Source organism: Streptomyces ruber (assembly GCF_014648075.1).
GTDB classification, from domain to species: Bacteria; Actinomycetota; Actinomycetes; order Streptomycetales; family Streptomycetaceae; genus Streptomyces; species Streptomyces ruber.
Map to the genome: position 1 here is coordinate 96,645 of NZ_BMQK01000004.1, position 17,728 is coordinate 114,372.

Below are 17,728 nucleotides of genomic sequence, written 5' to 3' on the forward strand. Positions count from 1 at the left end.
GTGGCTGGGGGCGCGGTGCCTGCCGGTCGAGGGCAGGAGCCACGCGAGGAGGAAAGTGAGTAGGGTTCGCACTTGTCGGTCACTCCTGAGGTGATCGGCCACGCCCCGGGACAGTTGGCGCTGTCGCCGGGGTTCTGTCTGCTGCAGCTTACGCGCTACCGCGATAGCGCACTACCGCACTAGCGCGGTAGCTCAGAATCGTGTAAGCGCGGAACCTTGTTCCATGAACATCGATCGCTCAGTGCCTGTGTGGCCTCAGGTGGCGGATGAACTGCGCCGAAGGCTGGACGCGGGGCGGTACGCGGCCGGTGAGCGTTTCCCGGGCACGGTGGACATCGCCGCCGAATTCAAGGTCAGCCAGTCCACGGCCCAGAAGGCCGTGGTCGCTCTGCGCAAAGAGGGGCTGCTGTACACCGTCCTCGGGCAGGGTTCGTTCGTCGCGGAGAAGTAGCCCACCCCTCTCGTCGGCGCCGAGACGCGCGCTCCCCTGGTGTAGTGACGTGCGACACAACTGAACCGTCCGGGAATGTGGATACCCGACGGAGTCGTTGCCCACCGTGCAGGGGTTGCACTGAGTGCAAGCAGAACCGGGGCGAAGCGAGGAGAACGGTCATGCCGACGGATGTCGTACGCGAGGATCTGCGGGCCGTGCGCCGCAGGCAGACGCGTGCGGCGATCACCGAGGCGGCCGTCGGGCTGGCCCTGGAGCGTGGAGCCGCGGCGGTCACCGTCGACCGGATCGCGGCCGCCGCGGGCGTGTCACGGCGTACGTTCTTCAACTACTTCCACGCCAAGGAGGACGCCCTCGTCCACGGCCCCCCGCCCCTCGCCCCGGAGGACGCGGCAGCGTTCGCCGCGGACACCGAGTCGTCCTGGCTCGACGCGCTGAAGTGGCTGATGCTCCGGCACGTGCGGCAGGTCATGACGGAGCGGGCCGAGATCGTCCGGTCGCACCGGCTGGTCGAGGGCAACCCCGAGCTGCTGCCCGTCCTGCTGCAACGGTTCGAGGAGTTCGACCGGTGCCTGATCACGGTGATCGAGGCGCGGGCGGAACGGGTCGGGCACAGCCTGGACGCCGAACTGGTCGCCGCCGTGGTGACGGCCGTGGTCCGGGTCGCGTTGCAGCGCTGGCTGCACGCACCGGACGGGCCGGACAGCGGCGGCAAGCCGTCCGATCTGGCCGCCTCGATGAGCGAAGCACTCACCACCCTGCGCACCACCTTGCTGGCATAAGGCCGGCGCCACCGCCCAGCCGGGACCGACGCGTTACGACGAAGAGCGCGCCGGACCCGGTGCTTTCGTTTCCCCCTCCATAGGAGCACCACCCTTGAGCGCCACCGACATATCCGGAAACGGGCAGCCGCCCGGCCGGGGCGGCACCGCCACGACCGAGCACGCCGAGAACATGGACGGCATCGCGCCGCACGTCTTCCACCGCCGCTGGCGCATCCTCGGCGCGATGTGCGTCAGCCTGCTGACCGTCATGCTCGCCAACGGCAGCCTCACCCTCGCCCTGCCCGGCATGAGCGCCGACCTCGGGCTCACCACGCTGCAGCAGACGTGGGCGATGCACCTGTACGCGCTGACGTTCGCCGCGCTGCTGTTCACCTGCGGCTCGGTCGGCGACCGCTACGGCCGCAAGATCCTCATGCAGGCCGGTCTCGCCGGCTTCACCGTGGCGTCCGTCTACGCGGGCTTCTTCGCGGACTCCGGCGGCGAGGTCATCTTCGCCCGCGGCCTGATGGGCATCGCGGCGGCGCTGGTCATGCCGACCACGCTGTCGGTCATCAACAACGTCTTCCCGCGCCGCGAGCGGGCCCGCGCCATCGCGATCTGGACCGGTGTCGCCGGCGCCGGCGCCGGGCTGGGCTCGGTCCTCTCCGGCGTCCTGCTGGAGCACTACTCCTGGCACTCGGTCTTCGTCTTCAGCGCCGTCCTTGGCCTCGCTGCCTTCGTGGCCAACCAGCTGCTGGCGCCGGAGTCCCGGGACGAGCACGAGACCCCGGTCGACTGGCTGGGCGGCCTCCTGACCACGATCGGCATCCTCGGCGTCGTCTACGCGATCACCGAGGGCCCGTCCCACGGCATCTCCGACCCGCTCGTCCTCACCGGCCTGATCGCGGGCGTCGTCGGCCTCGGCCTGTTCCTGTGGTGGCAGACCAAGGTCAAGCACCCGATGCTCGACCTCACGCTGTTCAAGAACCCCGTCTTCAGCATCTCCACGATCGCCTGCCTGATCGCGTTCTTCGCCCTGATCGGCTCGATGTACGCGATCAGCCAGCTCTTCCAGCTCGTCCTGGGCTACGGCACCCTGAAGGCGGCCGTGCTGTCGCTGCCGATGATGATCCCGATGATGCTGCTGGCCCCGCTGGTCCCGGTGATCGTCAAGGCATGGGGCGCCCGCTGGACCATCACCGCGGGTCTCGCCCTCATGGCCGCCGGCTTCTTCCTGGCCTCCTTCTGGGACGCCGGGGTGAGCTACTGGGCCGTGATGCTGCCGATGATCGTGATCGCGCTCGGCATGTCGCTGGCCATGCCCCCGGCCACCGAGCTGGTCATGGGAAGCGTGCCGCGCAACCGTTCCGGCATGGGCTCGGCCATGAACGACACCTCCCGCGAACTGGGCGGCGCCATCGGTATCGCCGTCCTCGGCGCCCTGCTCTCCTCTGGCTACTCCGACGGGATCGCCGACACGGTCCGCGCACTCCCGGCGCAGCTCGGTGAGGTGGCCGACAGCAGCCTGGCCGGCGCCCTGCAGGGCGTCTTCCCGGCCCTGCAGCAGTCGGCGGGCGGCGAGGCGGCGAACTCCTTCCTCCACGTGGCCCGTTCCGCCTGGATGGACGGCCTGTCCACGGCCCTGGTCGTCTCGGCCGCCATCAGCCTGGTCGCGGCCCTGGTCAGCGGCGCCCTGATGCCGGGCAAGAAGAAGCTGGGCCGGTACGTGGTCTCGCACGAGACACCGGCGACGGCGACGGACGGCACGGTCGCTCCCGCCGACGAGGCGGAGAAGGTCCCGAGCGCCTGACCCGTCACAGAAGGGCGGCACCCGAGTACGGGTGCCGCCCTTCTGTCTCGTACGGAGTCTCGTACGGAGGCCGCTCAGTCGAGACAGAAGTCGTTGCCCTCGACGTCCTGCATCCAGATGCACGACTCGTTGAACCCATCGGCATGCTGCACCAGCACCTGGGTCGCGCCGAGCGCGACCAGCCGCGCGCACTCGGCTTCGAGCGCGGCGAGACGCTCCTTCCCCACGAGACCGGTGCCGGCCCGCACGTCGAGGTGCACCCGGTTCTTGACGACCTTGCCCTCGGGAACGCGCTGGAAGAACAGCCGCGGACCCACACCTGTGGGATCGACGCAGGCGAACGCCGAACCCTGCCGCTCAGGCGGCAGCGAACGATCGAACTCGTCCCACGAGGCGAACCCCTCGGGCGGCGGCGGCACGACGTACCCCAGCACCTCGCACCAGAAGCGGGCGACACGCTCGGGTTCCGCGCAGTCGAAGGTGACCTGAACCTGCTTGACCGATGACATCGGCGCACCATAACAGGGGATGCGGTCGCTCATCTCCCGGTTTATTTCCCGCAGTCGGCTGCCGCGTGTTGTGCGGGGCGCTCGGGGTCCAGGACCTGCTCGATGTGATGGTCCAGCAGGGCCTTCGCCGCGTCCGGTGAGCGGTGCCCGAGGGCGATGTCCACGCCGAGGGCGAGGGTGACGGACCAGCAGATGTCGGCGTCGAGGTGCTCGGTGCCCCGGGGCTCACCCCCTCGCTCCCGGCGGGCCTCGCTGAGGAGACCGGCGGTGAAGGTGATCAGGTCGTCGTCGCCCGGAGCCAGGAGCCTGGCCATCGTCGGGTCGGAGGCCGCCCGCCCGGCCGCGGCCAGGCCGAACCGCATGAGCCGCAGACTCTCCTCGGCCGGGCTGACCAGCGCGTAGAGGCACGCGCGGAGCAAGGTCTCCGGGTCCGTCGCGCCGGCCGCCCGGACCGCGTCCTCGATGGTCGCGTTCACCGCCTGCACGGCACGTTCGAGTGCGTCGCGGACCAGCGCCTGCATCGAGGGGTAGTAGTGCTGCACCTGCCCCATGGAGACACCGGCCTCGTCGGCGACCTTGCGCAGCGTCACCTGCTCGATGCCGCCCCGGAACGACAGCGCCCAGACGGCCTCGACCAGGCGCTTCCTGCGTTCCTCGTGATCCACGATCCTGGGCATGGGGCCTCCCTCTGAACTTTTGCCATGCGGACGCATTGCTTCGGGGTCCGAGCCCGGTTACAGTGCAGCTGCATTGTAAAGGTGTGAGCTCGTCCACCCGTGAACCGACTCCGGAGCTGATGATGGCTTTTCCCCGCCCCACCGCCGATGAGCTGGTGCTGCGCCCGCCGAGCAACCGGGTGGAGCGCCGGTCGATCGGCTGGTGGGCCGCGCAGGCCGTGGGGGTCGTGGTGCCGCCGGTGTTCGTGCTGGTGCTGTTGGCCCTGCTGATCGAGCCCGCACGGCCGTGGCTGCTGCTGTCGGCGGCGATCGTGGGGGTGCCGGGTGCGGTGACCGCGGTGGTCATGCCCGTGTGGCGGTACCGGGTGCACCGGTGGGAGACGACGGGCGACGCGGTGTATACACGCGCCGGGTGGGTGCGTCAGGAGTGGCGGATCGCGCCCCTGTCGCGGATACAGACGGTGGACACCGTACGAGGGCCGCTGCAACAGCTGTTCGGGCTGGCCACCGTGACCGTCACCACCGCCTCGGCGGCCGGCGCCGTGAGAATCGACGGCCTGGAGCACGGGTTCGCACGCGATCTGGTGGACGAGCTGACCAAGGTCACCCAGGCCACTGCCGGTGACGCGACATGAGTACGCGCGAGGTGGCCGAACCAGCCGGAACGGAGACGGAGGGCGCATGGCTGCGGCTCGATCCGCGCGTCGTCCGCGCCTTCGGCGCCTGGTGCGCCCTGGTGATCGTCGCAGCCGCCGCCGTCATGTGGTGGCGCGGGGCACCGTGGTGGCTGCACGCGTCCGTCCCGGTGCCGGTCCTCGGCGCGCTGGGCTACGAACGGCTCCGCTGGCACAGGACCCACTACCGGCTCACCCCGGAACGCATCGAGGTCAGGACGGGTGTGCTGGTGCGCAGCCACCGGTTCGTCTCGCGCGAGCGCGTGCGCAGCGTGGACATCACGGCCGAGCCGATGCACCGGGTCTTCGGCATCGCCACCGTGAGGGTGGGCACGGGGCACCGGGCCGGTTCCCCGGACGACGCCACGCTCACCCTGGACGCGCTGGCCGCCGGTGACGCCGCGTCCCTCCGCGAGGAGCTGCTGGGCCGTGTGCGCGGCGGGGAGGAGGGCACGCACGCGTACGACACCCTCGCGCGGATCGACTGGAGATGGCTGCGGTTCGCCGTCCTGTCGGCCTCGGTGCCGTTGCTGGGCGGCGCCGCCGTGGGCGGGCTCTACAACCTGCTCGACCTCGTCGGCGCCCAGCCGGACACCGTACTGATCCCCCGGCTGTGGGACTGGTTGTCCACGGCGGACCCGCTCCCCGTGGTCGTGCTGTCCGCGCTGGCCCTGCTGCTGGTGGGGGCGATCGGGTCACTCGGCCTCTACGCCGAGATGTGGTGGGGCTTCCGGCTGGTCCGTGAGCCGGGCGGTGCGCTGCGCGTCACGCGGGGGCTGGTCGTCACACGGTCGGTGACCCTGGAGGAGGAGCGGCTGCGCGGCGTGGAGCTGGCCGAGCCGCTGCTGCTGCGCGGGGGCGGCGGCGCGTACACCTACGCCGTGGCCACCGGGACGGGAACGGCCGAGGAGGAGGCCGGCTCCGCCGACAGGAGCGCCCTGCTGCCGCCCGCCCCACTCGGCGAGGCGCACCGGGTCACGGCCGAGGTGCTGCGCGAGGAGGTCTGCCCCACGGTGTCGGTACGGCTCGTGCCGCACACCCGGCACGCGCTGGTCCGGCGACTGCGTCTGGCGTTCCTCATGGGTGCGCTGGTCGCGGGGGTACCGGTCGGGCTGGGCGTGTGGCTGGCCGAGGTGCCGCTGCTCCACGTCGGCTGGGTGTCCGCGCTCGCCGTCTGGGCAGTGGGCGCGCTGTTCGCCGTCAACGCCTTCCGCGCCCTCGGCCACGGCATCACCGGCCGCTACCTGGTCACCCGGCACGGCTCACTCAAGCGCCGCACGATCGCGCTCCGCCGGGACGGGGTCATCGGCTGGAAGGTGACCCGGTGGGCGTGGCACCGCCGGTCGGGTCTGAGCCGGGTCACCGCGACCACGGCGGGAGGGCGCGGCGCGTACCACGTCAAGGACGTCCTGCTGCCCGAGGGACTGCGCTTCGCCGAGGGGGCGACGCCCGGTCTGCTGCGCCAGTTCCTGGTCCGGCGACCGGCGGAGTGATGGCGAGGGTGGCGGCGTTCGGCGGAGGCGAGGGACGCCCGGAGGGTTCCGGCCGCCGCCCCGCTCTTTCGCCTCTGGTCAGACAGTGGAGGCCGTGGCGGGAATCGAACCCACGTAACTCGCTTTGCAGGCGAGCCCCTGAACCACTCGGGCACACGGCCGTATCAAGTCCGACCCCGTCTCGTCGCCGTGGCGGGGATCGGACCCACGTAACTCCCCGCGGGCGGAGCCCGCTGTCGGATGCAGCGCAGGCGAGCCCCTGAACCACTCGGGCACACGGCCGGGCCGGGAGCGAAGCCGATCGTTCCGCTCTCGAACTCGATGTCACGACCGTAGGCGGGGCCGCCCGGCCGCTCAAGGGTGCGGGCCGCGCTGCAATGCGACTGCCATACACCGTTCATGAATGAACCGGCTGCAGCGTCACCTCCGCCCGCGGCTCGCGCGGCCAGCTCCGGACACACGAGAAAATCTATGGTGGCCGGAGTAGACATTCGTAGATGGCACGGTTATGGTTTCTTACGTACCCCAGGGAGATACAGGGCCCGGCAGAGACGAACTGCCGGGCAGCAGTACACGCACGTGCAGTTCGCACGCAGGACGGTGCGGCGGTGGAGTTCCGGAGCCAGGGCTGTTTCATGACGGCGACGGGGCTGACGGCCGCACCGGGTGGCCCGCGGTGATCAGGGGCCGCCGTGAGCAGTACCGCAGCACCAGCAGTACGCAGTAACCCGTTCGGTAAGTAGTTGATCACTGAGGGAAGGACGGAGGAACCCGCGCCATCGGGATCGCCCGGGCCGAAGTCCTGGGCCCGGGTACCGCAGGACATCGACAGTGAGGTGGTCTCCGGTCAAGCAACCGCGATCCCCGCACGCCCGGCAGAAGAACGGTCGGGCCGGCGGAAACAGGAAGTCGGCGCAGTACCGAGGCCGACAGATGGTCTAGCAGTTCCTTCGGGGCCTTGGTGCCGTACGGCACCAAGGCCCCTCCACGCGTTTCACAGAGAGGTGCGAATGACAGCAGATGACTCGTACGACCGTCTTGATGACGACGACTTCCCCGCCTACACGATGGGCCGGGCCGCCGAGATGCTCGGCACCACCCAGGGTTTTCTCCGTGCCATAGGAGAGGCCCGCCTCATCACCCCGCTCCGGTCCAAGGGCGGACATCGCCGCTACTCCCGTTACCAGTTGCGCATCGCGGCCCGCGCCCGTGAGCTCGTCGACCAGGGCACCCCCATCGAAGCCGCCTGCCGCATCATCATCCTCGAGGACCAGCTCGAAGAAGCCCGGCGCATAAACGCCGAATACCGCCGCGCCGCCGAGTCGGGGAAGCCCACGGCCGCGAGCTGATACGGCCGAGGCTCGCGATCACTTCAGGAGCTCGCGGCTGCGCCCACGTACGCCGCCCGGGACGCGGAGCGTTCCGGGCAACTCGTGCACATGCGGCTCGGCGCGCCGTTCGCGGACGAGCGGACGGGGCCGCGGCGGTCGTACGACCAAGGTCCCGGGGGAACGCCGACCTCCGACAGGAGTCAATCCCTTGGGCGCCCCTTACCCTGACGGCTATGAGCACCCGCGAACCGCGCGACACAGACGTCGCGGACAAGGCCGAACCCCCGTCCGATCCCACGCCTGATCCCGCGCCCGCGACCTCCGGGCTCGAAGGCGTGCTCGGCCGGTCCTACCGTTCCCTCAGCATCGGCATCGTCTCCGTCGTGCTGCTGATCGCGTTCGAGGCGACGGCTGTGGGGACCGCGATGCCGGTGGCCGCGCGGGAGCTGGACGGGGTGTCGCTGTACGCGTTCGCGTTCTCGGGGTACTTCACGACGAGCCTGTTCGGGATGGTGCTCGCCGGGCAGTGGTCCGACCGGCGCGGGCCGCTCGGGCCGCTGGCGACCGGTATCGCCGCCTTCGGGGCGGGACTGCTGCTGTCCGGCACCGCCTCGACCATGTGGCTGTTCATCCTCGGGCGCGCCGTGCAGGGACTCGGCGGCGGACTCGTCATCGTCGCGCTGTACGTGGTCGTCGGACGGGCGTACCCGCCACGGCTCCAGCCCTCGATCATGGCGGCCTTCGCGGCGTGCTGGGTGCTGCCGTCCGTGATCGGGCCGCTCGCCTCGGGCGCGGTGACCGAGCACCTGGGGTGGCGGTGGGTGTTCCTCGGCATACCGGTACTCGTGCTCCTCCCGCTGGCGCTCGCGCTGCCGCGGATACGGCGGCTGGCGGCCGGGCCTCCCGAGGGCGCCGTGCCCGCCGCCCTCGACCGGCGCCGCATCCGTCTCGCCTTCGCGATCTCGATCGGCGCCGGGCTGCTCCAGTACGCCGCGCAGGACCTGCGGTGGCTGTCCGTGCTGCCGGGCGTGGCGGGTGCCGCGCTGCTCGTACCCGCGGTGCTGGGGCTGCTGCCGCGCGGTACCTGGCGGGCGGCGCGCGGGCTGCCGTCCGTGGTGCTGCTGCGCGGGCTGGCGGCCGGGTCGTTCATCGCGGCGGAGTCGTTCGTACCGCTGATGCTGGTCACCCAGCGGGGGCTGTCGCCCACGCTCGCCGGGCTGTCGCTGGCGGCGGGCGGGGCCACCTGGGCGCTGGGGTCGTACCTCCAGTCGCGGCCGCGCGTGGAGCCGTACCGGGAGCGGCTGATGACGGCCGGCATGGTCCTGGTCGCCGCCGCGATCGCGACCGCGCCGAGCGTGCTGATCGAGGCGGTGCCGGTGTGGACCGTGGCCGTGGCCTGGGGCTTCGGCTGCTTGGGGATGGGGCTGAACATCTCCTCCACCAGCGTGCTGCTGCTGAAGCTGTCGGCGCCGGAGCAGGCGGGCGCGAACTCCGCCGCGCTGCAGATCTCCGACGGGCTGTCCAACGTCCTGCTCCTCGCCGCGGGCGGCGCCGCCTTCGCGGCCCTCGGTGGCGGCGCGGCGGGCCACGCGGTCACCACCGCCACCGCCACGACGGGCTCCCACCCGGAGGCGTTCGCGGCGGTGTTCCTGCCGATGGCGGCGGTGGCGCTGGTGGGGGCGTGGGTGACGACGCGGCTGCGGGCGGACTCTCGCTGACACCGGGTGGTACCGCGCGGTACCGTTACGCTATGGCCGGATTGAACCTGCGATTCACGGACGAAGAACTGGACGCGCTGCGTGAGCGTGCGGCAGCGGAGGGGCGCAGTATGCAGACCTTCGCGCACGACGCGGTGATGGCGGCCATAAACGAGCACTCACGACTGTTCGACGAGGCGGCCGACCACGTGCTGAAGGCCAGCGCCGAGCTGAACAAGAGGCTCGCCTGATGCACTACCTCACGCTGCCCCAGCTGCTGAACCTCGCCGAGCGGCTCGGGGCGGCCGAGGTGCGGGACTACGGGCTCCTGGACTCGGCTCTCGCCCGGCCGCAGTCGAGCGTGTTCGGGCAGGACGCCTATCCGGACGTGTGGCAGAAGGCTGCGGCCCTTATGGAGTCCCTCGCACGCAACCACGCCCTCGTAGACGGGAACAAGCGCCTCTCCTGGTACGCGACCTGGGTGTTCCTGCACCTGAACGGACACCCGTTGGACGCGGATTTCGACGTGGACGAGGCCGAGGCATTCGTACTGGATGTCTGCCAGGGAGCCCTGGACGTACCCAAGATCGCTGCCCAGCTGCCACGGTTCGCGCGCTGACGGCCCCGTGTGTGAGCTGAATCCCATCCACCTCACCCCCCGTGCCGTTCGCACGGAGGCGTCCCCGCCGCGCCGGTAAGGTGGCCCGGTTGTCATACGTGACCAGGCCGCTCTACCCCCATAGCCGGAGACCGTGACTACCACCGCCGCCAGCTCAACGCCCTCCTCCCACCATCTGTCGCCCGCGTTCCCGGGCCGCGCGCCCTGGGGTACCGCCAGCAGGCTGCGTGCCTGGCAGCAGGGGGCGATGGAGAAGTACATCCAGCAGCAGCCGCGTGACTTCCTCGCCGTGGCGACGCCCGGCGCCGGCAAGACGACCTTCGCGCTCACGCTGGCGTCCTGGCTGCTGCACCACCACGTCGTGCAGCAGGTGACCGTGGTCGCGCCGACCGAGCACCTGAAGAAGCAGTGGGCGGAGGCCGCCGCGCGGGTGGGGATCAAGCTGGACCCCGAGTACAGCGCGGGACCGCTCGGCAAGGAGTACCACGGCGTCGCCGTGACGTACGCGGGTGTCGGCGTCCGGCCCATGCTGCACCGCAACCGGGTCGAGCAGCGCAAGACCCTCGTGATCCTGGACGAGATCCACCACGCCGGTGACTCCAAGTCGTGGGGCGAGGCGTGTCTGGAGGCGTTCGAGCCCGCCACCCGGAGGCTCGCCCTCACCGGTACGCCCTTCCGGTCGGACACCAACCCGATCCCCTTCGTCACGTACGAGGAGGGGTCCGACGGGATCCGGCGGTCCGCCGCCGACTACACGTACGGCTACGGGTCCGCCCTCGCCGACAACGTCGTCCGCCCCGTGATCTTCCTCTCCTACAGCGGCAACATGCGCTGGCGCACCAAGGCGGGCGACGAGATCGAGGCCCGGCTCGGCGAGCCCATGACCAAGGACGCCATCAGCCAGGCGTGGCGTACGGCGCTCGACCCGCGCGGCGAGTGGATGCCCAGCGTGCTGCGCGCCGCCGACCAGCGGCTGACCGAGGTCAGGAAGGCCATACCGGACGCCGGCGCGCTCGTGATCGCCTCGGACCAGGACTCGGCGCGCGCGTACGCCAAACTCATCCGGGAGATCACCGGGCACAGCGCGACCCTGGTGCTGTCCGACGACGCCGGGGCCTCGGACCGTATCGACCAGTTCAGCAACAACGACGACCGGTGGATGGTCGCCGTCCGCATGGTGTCCGAGGGCGTCGACGTGCCGCGGCTCGCGGTCGGGGTGTATGCCACCACCATCTCCACGCCGTTGTTCTTCGCCCAGGCCGTGGGCCGTTTCGTACGGTCCCGGCGGCGCGGCGAGACCGCGTCGGTGTTCCTGCCGACCGTGCCCGATCTCCTCTCCTTCGCCAACGAGATGGAGCGGGAACGGGACCACGTCCTCGACAAGCCCAAGAAGGCCGGCGAGGAGGAGGACCCGTACGCCGAGGAGGAGAAGCTCCTCAAGGAGGCGGAGCAGCAGAAGGACGAGGACACCGGCGAGCAGGACATGCTGCCCTTCGAGGCGCTGGAGTCCGACGCCGTCTTCGACCGGGTGATGTACAACGGTGCCGAGTTCGGCATGCAGGCCCACCCGGGCAGCGAGGAGGAGCAGGACTACCTCGGCATCCCGGGACTGCTGGAGCCCGACCAGGTGCAGATGCTGCTGCAGAAGCGGCAGGCCCGGCAGATCGCCCACAGCAGGAAGAAGCCCGCCGCCGAGGCCGACCTGATGGAGCTGCCGGCCGAGCGGCGGCCCGTCGTCACCCACAAGGAACTGATGGAGCTGCGCAAGAAGCTCAACACCATGGTCAGCGCCTACTCGCACCAGTCCGGCAAACCGCACGGCGTGATCCACAACGAGGTGCGCCGCGTGTGCGGCGGACCGCCGAGCGCGGAGGCCACGGCGGGACAGCTGAGCCAGCGGATCGCCAAGGTGCAGGAGTGGGCGACCCGGATGCGGTGACGGCCGTCGCGTCGGGGCGTACGGCGTGTGAGAAGTGGTGAATGGGGCGCGCGGCGAGTGCCGCGCGCCCTGTGCTATTTCGGGACAAACATCGATGATCCGTACCGGTCGATGACCGGATTCTGGACGGTGACTTCCGCTGAGCGGACCGGCTCGCTACTGTCCCCACACGCTAACGCTACGTGGCAGCGCCGCCGCGAAGCGCAGCCGTGAAGCGACTCCGCCCGGAGCACCACCTCCGGGTTCAGCCGACCGGCGGCCTCTGACGCGCGTCACCGAAGGGACCGGCGGCGCATCCGCCGCGGAGGGGGCCGCCGCCCTCACCACGAAGGAGTGGGCGTCGTGACCGCGGAGACCTCCCAGACCCTCGACCGGGGACTGCGCGTTTTGAAACTGCTCGCCGACACCGACCACGGACTGACCGTCACCGAGCTCTCGCACCGCCTCGGTGTGAACCGGACCGTCGTCTACCGGTTGCTGGCGACCCTGGAGCAGCACGCGCTCGTCCGCCGTGACCTGGGTGGCCGCGCCCGGGTCGGCCTCGGTGTCCTGCGCCTGGGCCGCCAGGTGCACCCCCTCGTCCGCGAGGCCGCGCTGCCCGCGCTGCGCGCGCTGGCCGAGGACATAGGGGCGACGGCGCACCTCACCCTCGTCGACGGCGCCGAGGCGCTGGCCGTCGCGGTCGTCGAGCCGACCTGGACCGACTACCACGTGGCCTACCGCCCCGGCTTCCGCCACCCCCTGGACCGGGGCGCCGCGGGCCGCGCCATCCTGGAGGCCCGGCGGCAGCCGGTCGCCGAGCCCGGCTACACGCTGACGCAGGGCGAACTGGAGGCCGGTGCGAGCGGGGCCGCCGCCCCGCTGCTGGGGGTGACGGGCGTCGAGGGCAGCGTCGGCGTGGTCATGCTGGCGGACGCCGTACCGGAGCGGGTGGGCCGACGCGTGGTCGACGCGGCCCGGGAAGTGGCCGAGGCGCTGCGCTGAGCCGGGCCGTGCCGGTGCACCCGCTGTGCCCGCCGTGCGCCGCCGGACCGTGTCGTCGGTGTCCGAGGTGCCCACCGGCAGGCGGCGCCCCCGCGCCCTCGCGTTAGATTGATCCCGTGCTGTCTCGCCTCTCCCGCCTTCCGCGTCCGAAGGCCGTCGCCGTCTGCTTCCTGCCGGTCGTGGCCCTGCTCGCCACGGCCGCGTTCGCGCCGCTGCCGTTCTCCGTGGCGCAGCCCGGCCTGACGGTGGACGTCCTCGGCGAGAACAAGGGCGATCCGGTGATCACGATCAACGGCGCGGCGACGCGGGGGACGAGCGGGCAGCTCCGGATGACGACGATCGAGGCGACCACGTACGACACGCGCGTGGGCGTCACGGACGTGGTCGACGCCTGGTTCCGTACGGACCAGGCCGTGATGCCGCGCGACTCGGTCTACCCCAGCGGCGGCGACATCGCCGAGATCGAGCGGTACAACCAGGCGGAGATGGACAAGTCCCAGGACCTGGCGACGCGGGCGGCGCTGTCGTACCTGGGCGAGGACGAGGACGCGGTCGAGGTGGACCTGAAGCTGTCCGACGTCGGGGGCCCCAGCGCCGGTCTCCTCTTCGCGCTCGGCATCATCGACAAGCTGGACGGCGACGGCCGCGGCGGCGACCTCACGGGCGGCCGCGTCATCGCCGGTACGGGCACGATCGACACCGCCGGGAACGTCGGCGCGGTCGGCGGGGTCGCCCTCAAGACGCAGGCCGCCCACCGCGACGGCGCCACCGTCTTCCTGGTGCCGCGGGCGGAGTGCGCCGACGCGCAGTCCGAACTGCCGAAGGGGCTCCGCCTGATCCCGGTGACGACCCTGAAGGGTGCCGTGAGCTCGCTGGTGGCGCTGGAGCAGGGCAAGGGCTCGGTGCCCAGCTGCTGAGCAGGGCGGCCGGCGCCCGTCAGAACAGGGATGCGGCGGCGTCAGAACTCGTGTTCCACTCCAGTCATGACTGATGCCGGAAGCCGCACCGCCCCCTCCTCCGATCCCGCCTCTTCCGCTCCTCGTGCAGCGCGTGCGCCGCGGCTGCGGATCGTATGGTCGTTCGCCCGGCCGCACCGGCGCGCGCTCCTGGGGGCACTGGCGCTGGCCCTGCTGGGGTCGGCGCTCGGGCTCGCCACGCCCTTGGTCACCAAGTGGGTGCTCGACGCGCTCGGCGAGTCCTCGTCGCTGGCCCGCCCCGTGCTCGCGCTGCTGGCGCTGGCCGTGGTGGGCGGCGCCGTCACGTACTGGCAGTGGACCATGATGGGCGCGCTGGGGGAGCGCGTGGTGTTCCGGGCGCGCGAGTCGATGGTGCGGCGCTTCCTGCGCGGCACGGTGCCCGCCGTGACCCGCCGCCCGACCGGCGAGCTCGTCACCCGCGTCACCTCGGACACCGTACTGCTGCGCCAGGCCGCGACCAGCGCCCCGGTCGGTCTGATCAACGGCACGGTCATGCTGGTGGGCACCCTGGTCCTGATGGCCGTGCTCGACCTGGTGCTGTTCGGCACCACCGTGGCCGCGGTGGTCGTGGTCGGCGCGCTGTTCGCGGCGCTGATGCCGGGCATCGCCAGGGCGCAGCGGCAGGCCCAGGAGCATCTCGGGCAGCTCGGCGGCGTGCTGGAGGGCACGTTGCGCGCGATACGCACGGTGAAGGTGAGCCGGGCCGAGGAGCGTACCGCCGAGCGGATCGTGGCCGACGCGCGGTCCTCCGCCGAGTACGGGATCCGCGCGATCCGGCGCCAGGCGCTGGCCGGGACCATCACCTGGTCCGGCATCCAGGTGGCGATCATCGTGATCCTCGGTGTGGGTGCCTGGCGGGTCGCCGAGGGCCGGCTGGACGTCTCGACCCTGATCGCGTTCCTGCTGTACGCGTTCGGGCTGATGGGCCCGATCGCCGAGCTCGGCCAGAACGCCACCGCACTGCAGGCCGGCATGGCGGCCGCGGAACGCATACGGGAGACCGACGACCTCCGCATCGAGGACGACCAGCGGATCGAGGACGGCCAGCGGATCGAGGACGGCCAGCGGATCGAGGACGGCCAGCGGATCGAGGACGGCCAGCGGATCGAGGACGGCCAGCGGATCGAGGACGGCCAGCGGACCGAGGACGGCCAGCGGACCGAGGACCCCACGGCGCCGGCGGCCGGCTCACCGGCCTCCGCCTCGCACACCGCCGCCGCCGCCACCGCCGACGGTGACGGTGACGGCGACGACACCCTCCCCGTCCTCGAACTCCGCGGCGTCACCGCGGCGTACGGCCCGGACGCCGCACCCGCCGTCCGGGGCGTCGACCTGACGGTCCCCCGGCGCGGGCACATCGCGATCGTCGGCCCGTCGGGAGCGGGCAAGACGACCCTCTTCTCGCTGATCCTGCGGTTCCTGGAGCCCACCGAGGGCGAACTGCTCCTGGACGGCCGCCCGTACCGCGACCGCTCGTACGACGAGGTCCGGGCCCGGCTGGCCTACGTGGAGCAGGACACCCCGGTCCTGCCCGGCACCGTCCGCGACAACCTGCTGCTCTCCCGCCCCGACGCGAGCGACGAGGAACTGGCCCGCGTCCTGCGGGACGTCCGGCTCGACGAGAAGATCGACTCGCTCGAGGAGGGGCTCGACACACCGCTGTCGGTCACGACCGTCTCCGGCGGCGAACGCCAGCGCATCGCCCTGGCCCGCGCCCTGCTGCGCACCCCCGACGTGCTGCTCCTGGACGAGGCGACCGCCCAGCTCGACGGGCTGACCGAGGCCGCCGTGCACGACTGCATCAGCGCCCGCGCCGCCACCGGGGCCGTCGTCACGATCGCCCACCGGCTGTCGACCGTGATCGACGCGGACGCCATCGTGCTGATGGAGGCGGGCCGGGTCCGCGCCCAGGGCCGCCACGACGAACTGCTGAGGACGGACGCCCTGTACCGGGAACTGGTGGAGGCCCTGCGCATCGCCGCCGACACGCGGCCGGCGCCCGTCATGGCGCTCCCGGCTCAGTCCTCCTCCACCACGAACCCCTCCTCCACCATCCACTCCAGCGCCACCTGATGCGGGTCCTCGCCGTCCACGTCCACCCGGGCGTTCAGCCTCCGGGCCACGTCGTTGTCGAGCCTGCCGGTGACGGGGGCCAGGACGGCGGCCATCTCCGGATACCGCTCGTAGGTCTTTGAGTTGATCATGGGGGAGGCGTTGTAGTTGGGGAAGAACTTCTTGTCGTCCTCCATGACCACCAGGTCCATCGAGCTGATCCGCCCGTCCGTCGTGTAGACCTCCCCGTAGGTGCAACTGCCCTTGGCGGCCTGCGTGTAGACGATGCCGGTGTCCATCTGGGTGCGGTTGCGGGCGGGCAGGTCCATCCCGTACGCCTCCTCCAGGCCCGGCAGCCCGTCCGCGCGGTTGGCGAACTCGCTCTCCACGCACAGGGTCACGGCGCCGGGGTCCGACTCCGCGAGCGCGGCCACGTCCGAGAGCGTCCGCGTGCCGTACTTCTCGAAGTGGGACCGGTTCATGGCGAGCGCGTAGGTGTTGTTCAGGGCCGCGGGCGCCAGCCAGGTCAGGCCCTCCTTCGCGTCCGCGTCGCGCACCGCCTCCCACTGCCGGCGCGGATCGGCGATGGGCTCGCTGTGGCCCAGGTACGTGATCCACGCCGTGCCCGTGTACTCGTACAGGGCGTCCGCGTCCCCGGTCCGCACGGCCTCCCGCGCGCCGATCGACCCCTGGATGCCCGTTCGGTCCAGGACCTCCGCGCCCGCCGCCTGGAACGCGATGCCCATGATCGCGCCGAGGATCAGGCTCTCGGTGAACGCCTTCGACGACACCGTCAGATCGGCGCCCTTCAGCGGCTCGCCGCGCCCGACGGTTCCCGGCCGCACGTCGTCCGTCATCGGGGAGCCGCTCCGCAGCCCGCAGCCCCCGCCGGCCGCCAGGACCACCAGGGATGCCGCGGCGGCGGTGAGCGACGCGTACCGCCGTCTCACGCGCCCGCCTCCAGCCCCCGGGGCCGCAGCAGCACCTCGGCCAGCGAGGCCAGCCAGTCCACCAGCAGCGCGAGGGCGACGGTCAGGATCGAGCCGAGCACCAGCACGGGCATGCGCTGGTTGGTGATCCCGGTGGTGATCAGTACGCCGAGCCCGCCGCCCCCGCCGAAGGTGGCCAGTGTCGCCGTGCCCACGTTCAGCACCAGCGCCGTCCGCACGCCCGCCAGGATCAGCGGGACGGCGAGGGGGAGCTCGACCCGGGTCAGGACGCCGGCCGGGGACATGCCGATGCCGCGGGCGGCCTCCAGGAGCGTCGGGTCGTTGGCCTTCAGACCGGCGATGGTGTTGGAGAGGACCGGCAGCACCGCGTAGGCGATGATCCCGACGAGGGCCGCCGTCCGGCCGGTGCCGAGCCAGATCACCAGCAGGGACAGCAGCCCGATCGCGGGCGTCGCCTGCCCCGTGTTGGCGAACGCCATCGCCACCGGGCCCGCCCGGCGGAAGGCCGGGCGGGTCAGCAGCACGCCCAGCGGAATGGCGATGACCAGCACGAAGAAGGTGGAGATCACGGTCAGTTCGACGTGCTGGCGCAGCGCCTTCGCCACCTGGCCGCCCGACAGCGCGTTGCGGGAGATGGCGTCCAGGTCCGCCTGCCGGAACCACAGCCAGGTGACCAGCAGCAGGACCACCAGCACCGCGGGCAGCAGGGTCAGCTTCCGCCAGGTCACCCGGGGCGGCCGGGCCGCGGCCGGGCGGGTCTCCGCCATCTCGGTGTCCTCCGCCGACGTGTCTCCCGGCGTG

At 71.7% G+C, this 17,728-nt stretch carries 17 protein-coding genes and 2 tRNA genes; 13 read left to right on the plus strand and 6 right to left on the minus strand.

The annotated features are described in order from the left end of the window. Window positions 1-241 precede the first annotated feature (241 nt). The 3 genes from IEZ04_RS11765 to IEZ04_RS11775 all read left to right on the plus strand — a co-directional run bounded on the left by IEZ04_RS11765 (window position 242) and on the right by IEZ04_RS11775 (window position 3,025). A complete protein-coding gene (locus IEZ04_RS11765) occupies window positions 242-451 on the plus strand; it encodes a GntR family transcriptional regulator (RefSeq protein WP_229820987.1) in 210 nt (69 codons plus the stop codon). Between the two features lie 161 nt (window positions 452-612). Beyond that, window positions 613-1,233, plus strand: a complete 621-nt coding sequence (locus tag IEZ04_RS11770) for a TetR/AcrR family transcriptional regulator (protein ID WP_189216744.1) — start codon at window positions 613-615, stop codon at window positions 1,231-1,233. A 94-nt stretch (window positions 1,234-1,327) separates the two neighbouring features. Next, complete coding sequence (locus IEZ04_RS11775) at window positions 1,328-3,025, plus strand: MFS transporter (RefSeq protein ID WP_229820988.1); 1,698 nt, start codon at window positions 1,328-1,330, stop codon at window positions 3,023-3,025. Window positions 3,026-3,099: 74 nt separating this feature from the next. Here IEZ04_RS11775 and IEZ04_RS11780 read toward each other — a convergent pair whose 3' ends face one another. Continuing rightward, the gene (locus IEZ04_RS11780) at window positions 3,100-3,534 is read right to left on the minus strand and encodes a VOC family protein (protein WP_189217123.1); all 435 of its coding nucleotides are present in this window, start codon (window positions 3,532-3,534) and stop codon (window positions 3,100-3,102) included. 41 nt (window positions 3,535-3,575) lie between these two features. Continuing rightward, window positions 3,576-4,211 carry a TetR/AcrR family transcriptional regulator gene (locus IEZ04_RS11785; RefSeq protein ID WP_189216745.1) on the minus strand — a complete coding sequence of 212 codons (636 nt, stop codon included), beginning with the start codon at window positions 4,209-4,211 and terminating at the stop codon, window positions 3,576-3,578. A gap of 122 nt (window positions 4,212-4,333) precedes the next feature. Here IEZ04_RS11785 and IEZ04_RS11790 point away from each other — a divergent pair, with 122 nt between their 5' ends. Both IEZ04_RS11790 and IEZ04_RS11795 read left to right on the plus strand, forming a co-directional pair. Beyond that, window positions 4,334-4,846, plus strand: coding sequence for a PH domain-containing protein (locus IEZ04_RS11790; protein WP_189217124.1), 513 nt, complete (start codon window positions 4,334-4,336; stop codon window positions 4,844-4,846). Further along, complete coding sequence (locus IEZ04_RS11795) at window positions 4,843-6,378, plus strand: PH domain-containing protein (protein ID WP_189216746.1); 1,536 nt, start codon at window positions 4,843-4,845, stop codon at window positions 6,376-6,378. Before IEZ04_RS11790 ends, IEZ04_RS11795 begins: the two co-directional genes overlap by 4 nt. 86 nt (window positions 6,379-6,464) lie before the next feature. Here the strand turns inward: IEZ04_RS11795 and IEZ04_RS11800 are convergent. Further along, window positions 6,465-6,539, minus strand: a tRNA-Cys gene (locus IEZ04_RS11800). A gap of 23 nt (window positions 6,540-6,562) precedes the next feature. After that, window positions 6,563-6,660: transfer RNA gene (locus IEZ04_RS11805), tRNA-OTHER, on the minus strand. A 728-nt stretch (window positions 6,661-7,388) separates the two neighbouring features. Here IEZ04_RS11805 and IEZ04_RS11810 point away from each other — a divergent pair. The 8 genes from IEZ04_RS11810 to IEZ04_RS11845 all read left to right on the plus strand — a co-directional run bounded on the left by IEZ04_RS11810 (window position 7,389) and on the right by IEZ04_RS11845 (window position 15,998). Next, window positions 7,389-7,727: a MerR family transcriptional regulator gene (locus IEZ04_RS11810; protein ID WP_189216747.1), complete on the plus strand. Its 339-nt coding sequence runs from the start codon at window positions 7,389-7,391 to the stop codon at window positions 7,725-7,727. Window positions 7,728-7,942: 215 nt separating this feature from the next. Next, a complete protein-coding gene (locus IEZ04_RS11815) occupies window positions 7,943-9,427 on the plus strand; it encodes an MFS transporter (protein WP_189216748.1) in 1,485 nt (494 codons plus the stop codon). Window positions 9,428-9,459: 32 nt separating this feature from the next. After that, a complete protein-coding gene (locus IEZ04_RS11820; RefSeq protein ID WP_189216749.1) occupies window positions 9,460-9,657 on the plus strand; it encodes a hypothetical protein in 198 nt (65 codons plus the stop codon). Then, complete coding sequence (locus IEZ04_RS11825) at window positions 9,657-10,025, plus strand: type II toxin-antitoxin system death-on-curing family toxin (protein ID WP_189216750.1); 369 nt, start codon at window positions 9,657-9,659, stop codon at window positions 10,023-10,025. The genes IEZ04_RS11820 and IEZ04_RS11825 overlap by 1 nt, the downstream gene beginning before the upstream one ends. A 133-nt stretch (window positions 10,026-10,158) precedes the next feature. After that, window positions 10,159-11,964 (plus strand): DEAD/DEAH box helicase, encoded by a 1,806-nt coding sequence (locus IEZ04_RS11830; RefSeq protein WP_189216751.1) that lies wholly within the window; start codon window positions 10,159-10,161, stop codon window positions 11,962-11,964. Between the two features lie 342 nt (window positions 11,965-12,306). Beyond that, window positions 12,307-12,948 carry an IclR family transcriptional regulator gene (locus IEZ04_RS11835; protein WP_189216752.1) on the plus strand — a complete coding sequence of 214 codons (642 nt, stop codon included), beginning with the start codon at window positions 12,307-12,309 and terminating at the stop codon, window positions 12,946-12,948. 116 nt (window positions 12,949-13,064) lie between these two features. Continuing rightward, window positions 13,065-13,865 (plus strand): S16 family serine protease, encoded by an 801-nt coding sequence (locus tag IEZ04_RS11840; protein ID WP_189216753.1) that lies wholly within the window; start codon window positions 13,065-13,067, stop codon window positions 13,863-13,865. Between the two features lie 66 nt (window positions 13,866-13,931). Then, window positions 13,932-15,998: an ABC transporter ATP-binding protein gene (locus IEZ04_RS11845; RefSeq protein ID WP_189216754.1), complete on the plus strand. Its 2,067-nt coding sequence runs from the start codon at window positions 13,932-13,934 to the stop codon at window positions 15,996-15,998. Here the strand turns inward: IEZ04_RS11845 and IEZ04_RS11850 are convergent. Both IEZ04_RS11850 and IEZ04_RS11855 read right to left on the minus strand, forming a co-directional pair. Continuing rightward, a complete protein-coding gene (locus IEZ04_RS11850; RefSeq protein WP_229820989.1) occupies window positions 15,944-16,927 on the minus strand; it encodes a glycine betaine ABC transporter substrate-binding protein in 984 nt (327 codons plus the stop codon). The genes IEZ04_RS11845 and IEZ04_RS11850 overlap by 55 nt on opposite strands. Beyond that, a complete protein-coding gene (locus IEZ04_RS11855; protein WP_189217125.1) occupies window positions 16,924-17,694 on the minus strand; it encodes an ABC transporter permease in 771 nt (256 codons plus the stop codon). The genes IEZ04_RS11850 and IEZ04_RS11855 overlap by 4 nt, the downstream gene beginning before the upstream one ends. Window positions 17,695-17,728: the final 34 nt, after the last annotated feature.

What these genes read in the sequence shown, in the direction of transcription:
- IEZ04_RS11855 (WP_189217125.1), bottom strand. Translation starts at nt 17,694, where the DNA reads ATGGCGGAGACCCGCCCGGCCGCGGCCCGGCCGCCCCGGGTGACCTGG.
- IEZ04_RS11780 (WP_189217123.1), bottom strand. Translation starts at nt 3,534, where the DNA reads ATGTCATCGGTCAAGCAGGTTCAGGTCACCTTCGACTGCGCGGAACCC.
- IEZ04_RS11810 (WP_189216747.1), top strand. Translation starts at nt 7,389, where the DNA reads ATGACAGCAGATGACTCGTACGACCGTCTTGATGACGACGACTTCCCC.
- IEZ04_RS11795 (WP_189216746.1), top strand. Translation starts at nt 4,843, where the DNA reads ATGAGTACGCGCGAGGTGGCCGAACCAGCCGGAACGGAGACGGAGGGC.
- IEZ04_RS11845 (WP_189216754.1), top strand. Translation starts at nt 13,932, where the DNA reads ATGACTGATGCCGGAAGCCGCACCGCCCCCTCCTCCGATCCCGCCTCT.
- IEZ04_RS11785 (WP_189216745.1), bottom strand. Translation starts at nt 4,211, where the DNA reads ATGCCCAGGATCGTGGATCACGAGGAACGCAGGAAGCGCCTGGTCGAG.
- IEZ04_RS11815 (WP_189216748.1), top strand. Translation starts at nt 7,943, where the DNA reads ATGAGCACCCGCGAACCGCGCGACACAGACGTCGCGGACAAGGCCGAA.
- IEZ04_RS11790 (WP_189217124.1), top strand. Translation starts at nt 4,334, where the DNA reads ATGGCTTTTCCCCGCCCCACCGCCGATGAGCTGGTGCTGCGCCCGCCG.
- IEZ04_RS11770 (WP_189216744.1), top strand. Translation starts at nt 613, where the DNA reads ATGCCGACGGATGTCGTACGCGAGGATCTGCGGGCCGTGCGCCGCAGG.
- IEZ04_RS11825 (WP_189216750.1), top strand. Translation starts at nt 9,657, where the DNA reads ATGCACTACCTCACGCTGCCCCAGCTGCTGAACCTCGCCGAGCGGCTC.
- IEZ04_RS11820 (WP_189216749.1), top strand. Translation starts at nt 9,460, where the DNA reads ATGGCCGGATTGAACCTGCGATTCACGGACGAAGAACTGGACGCGCTG.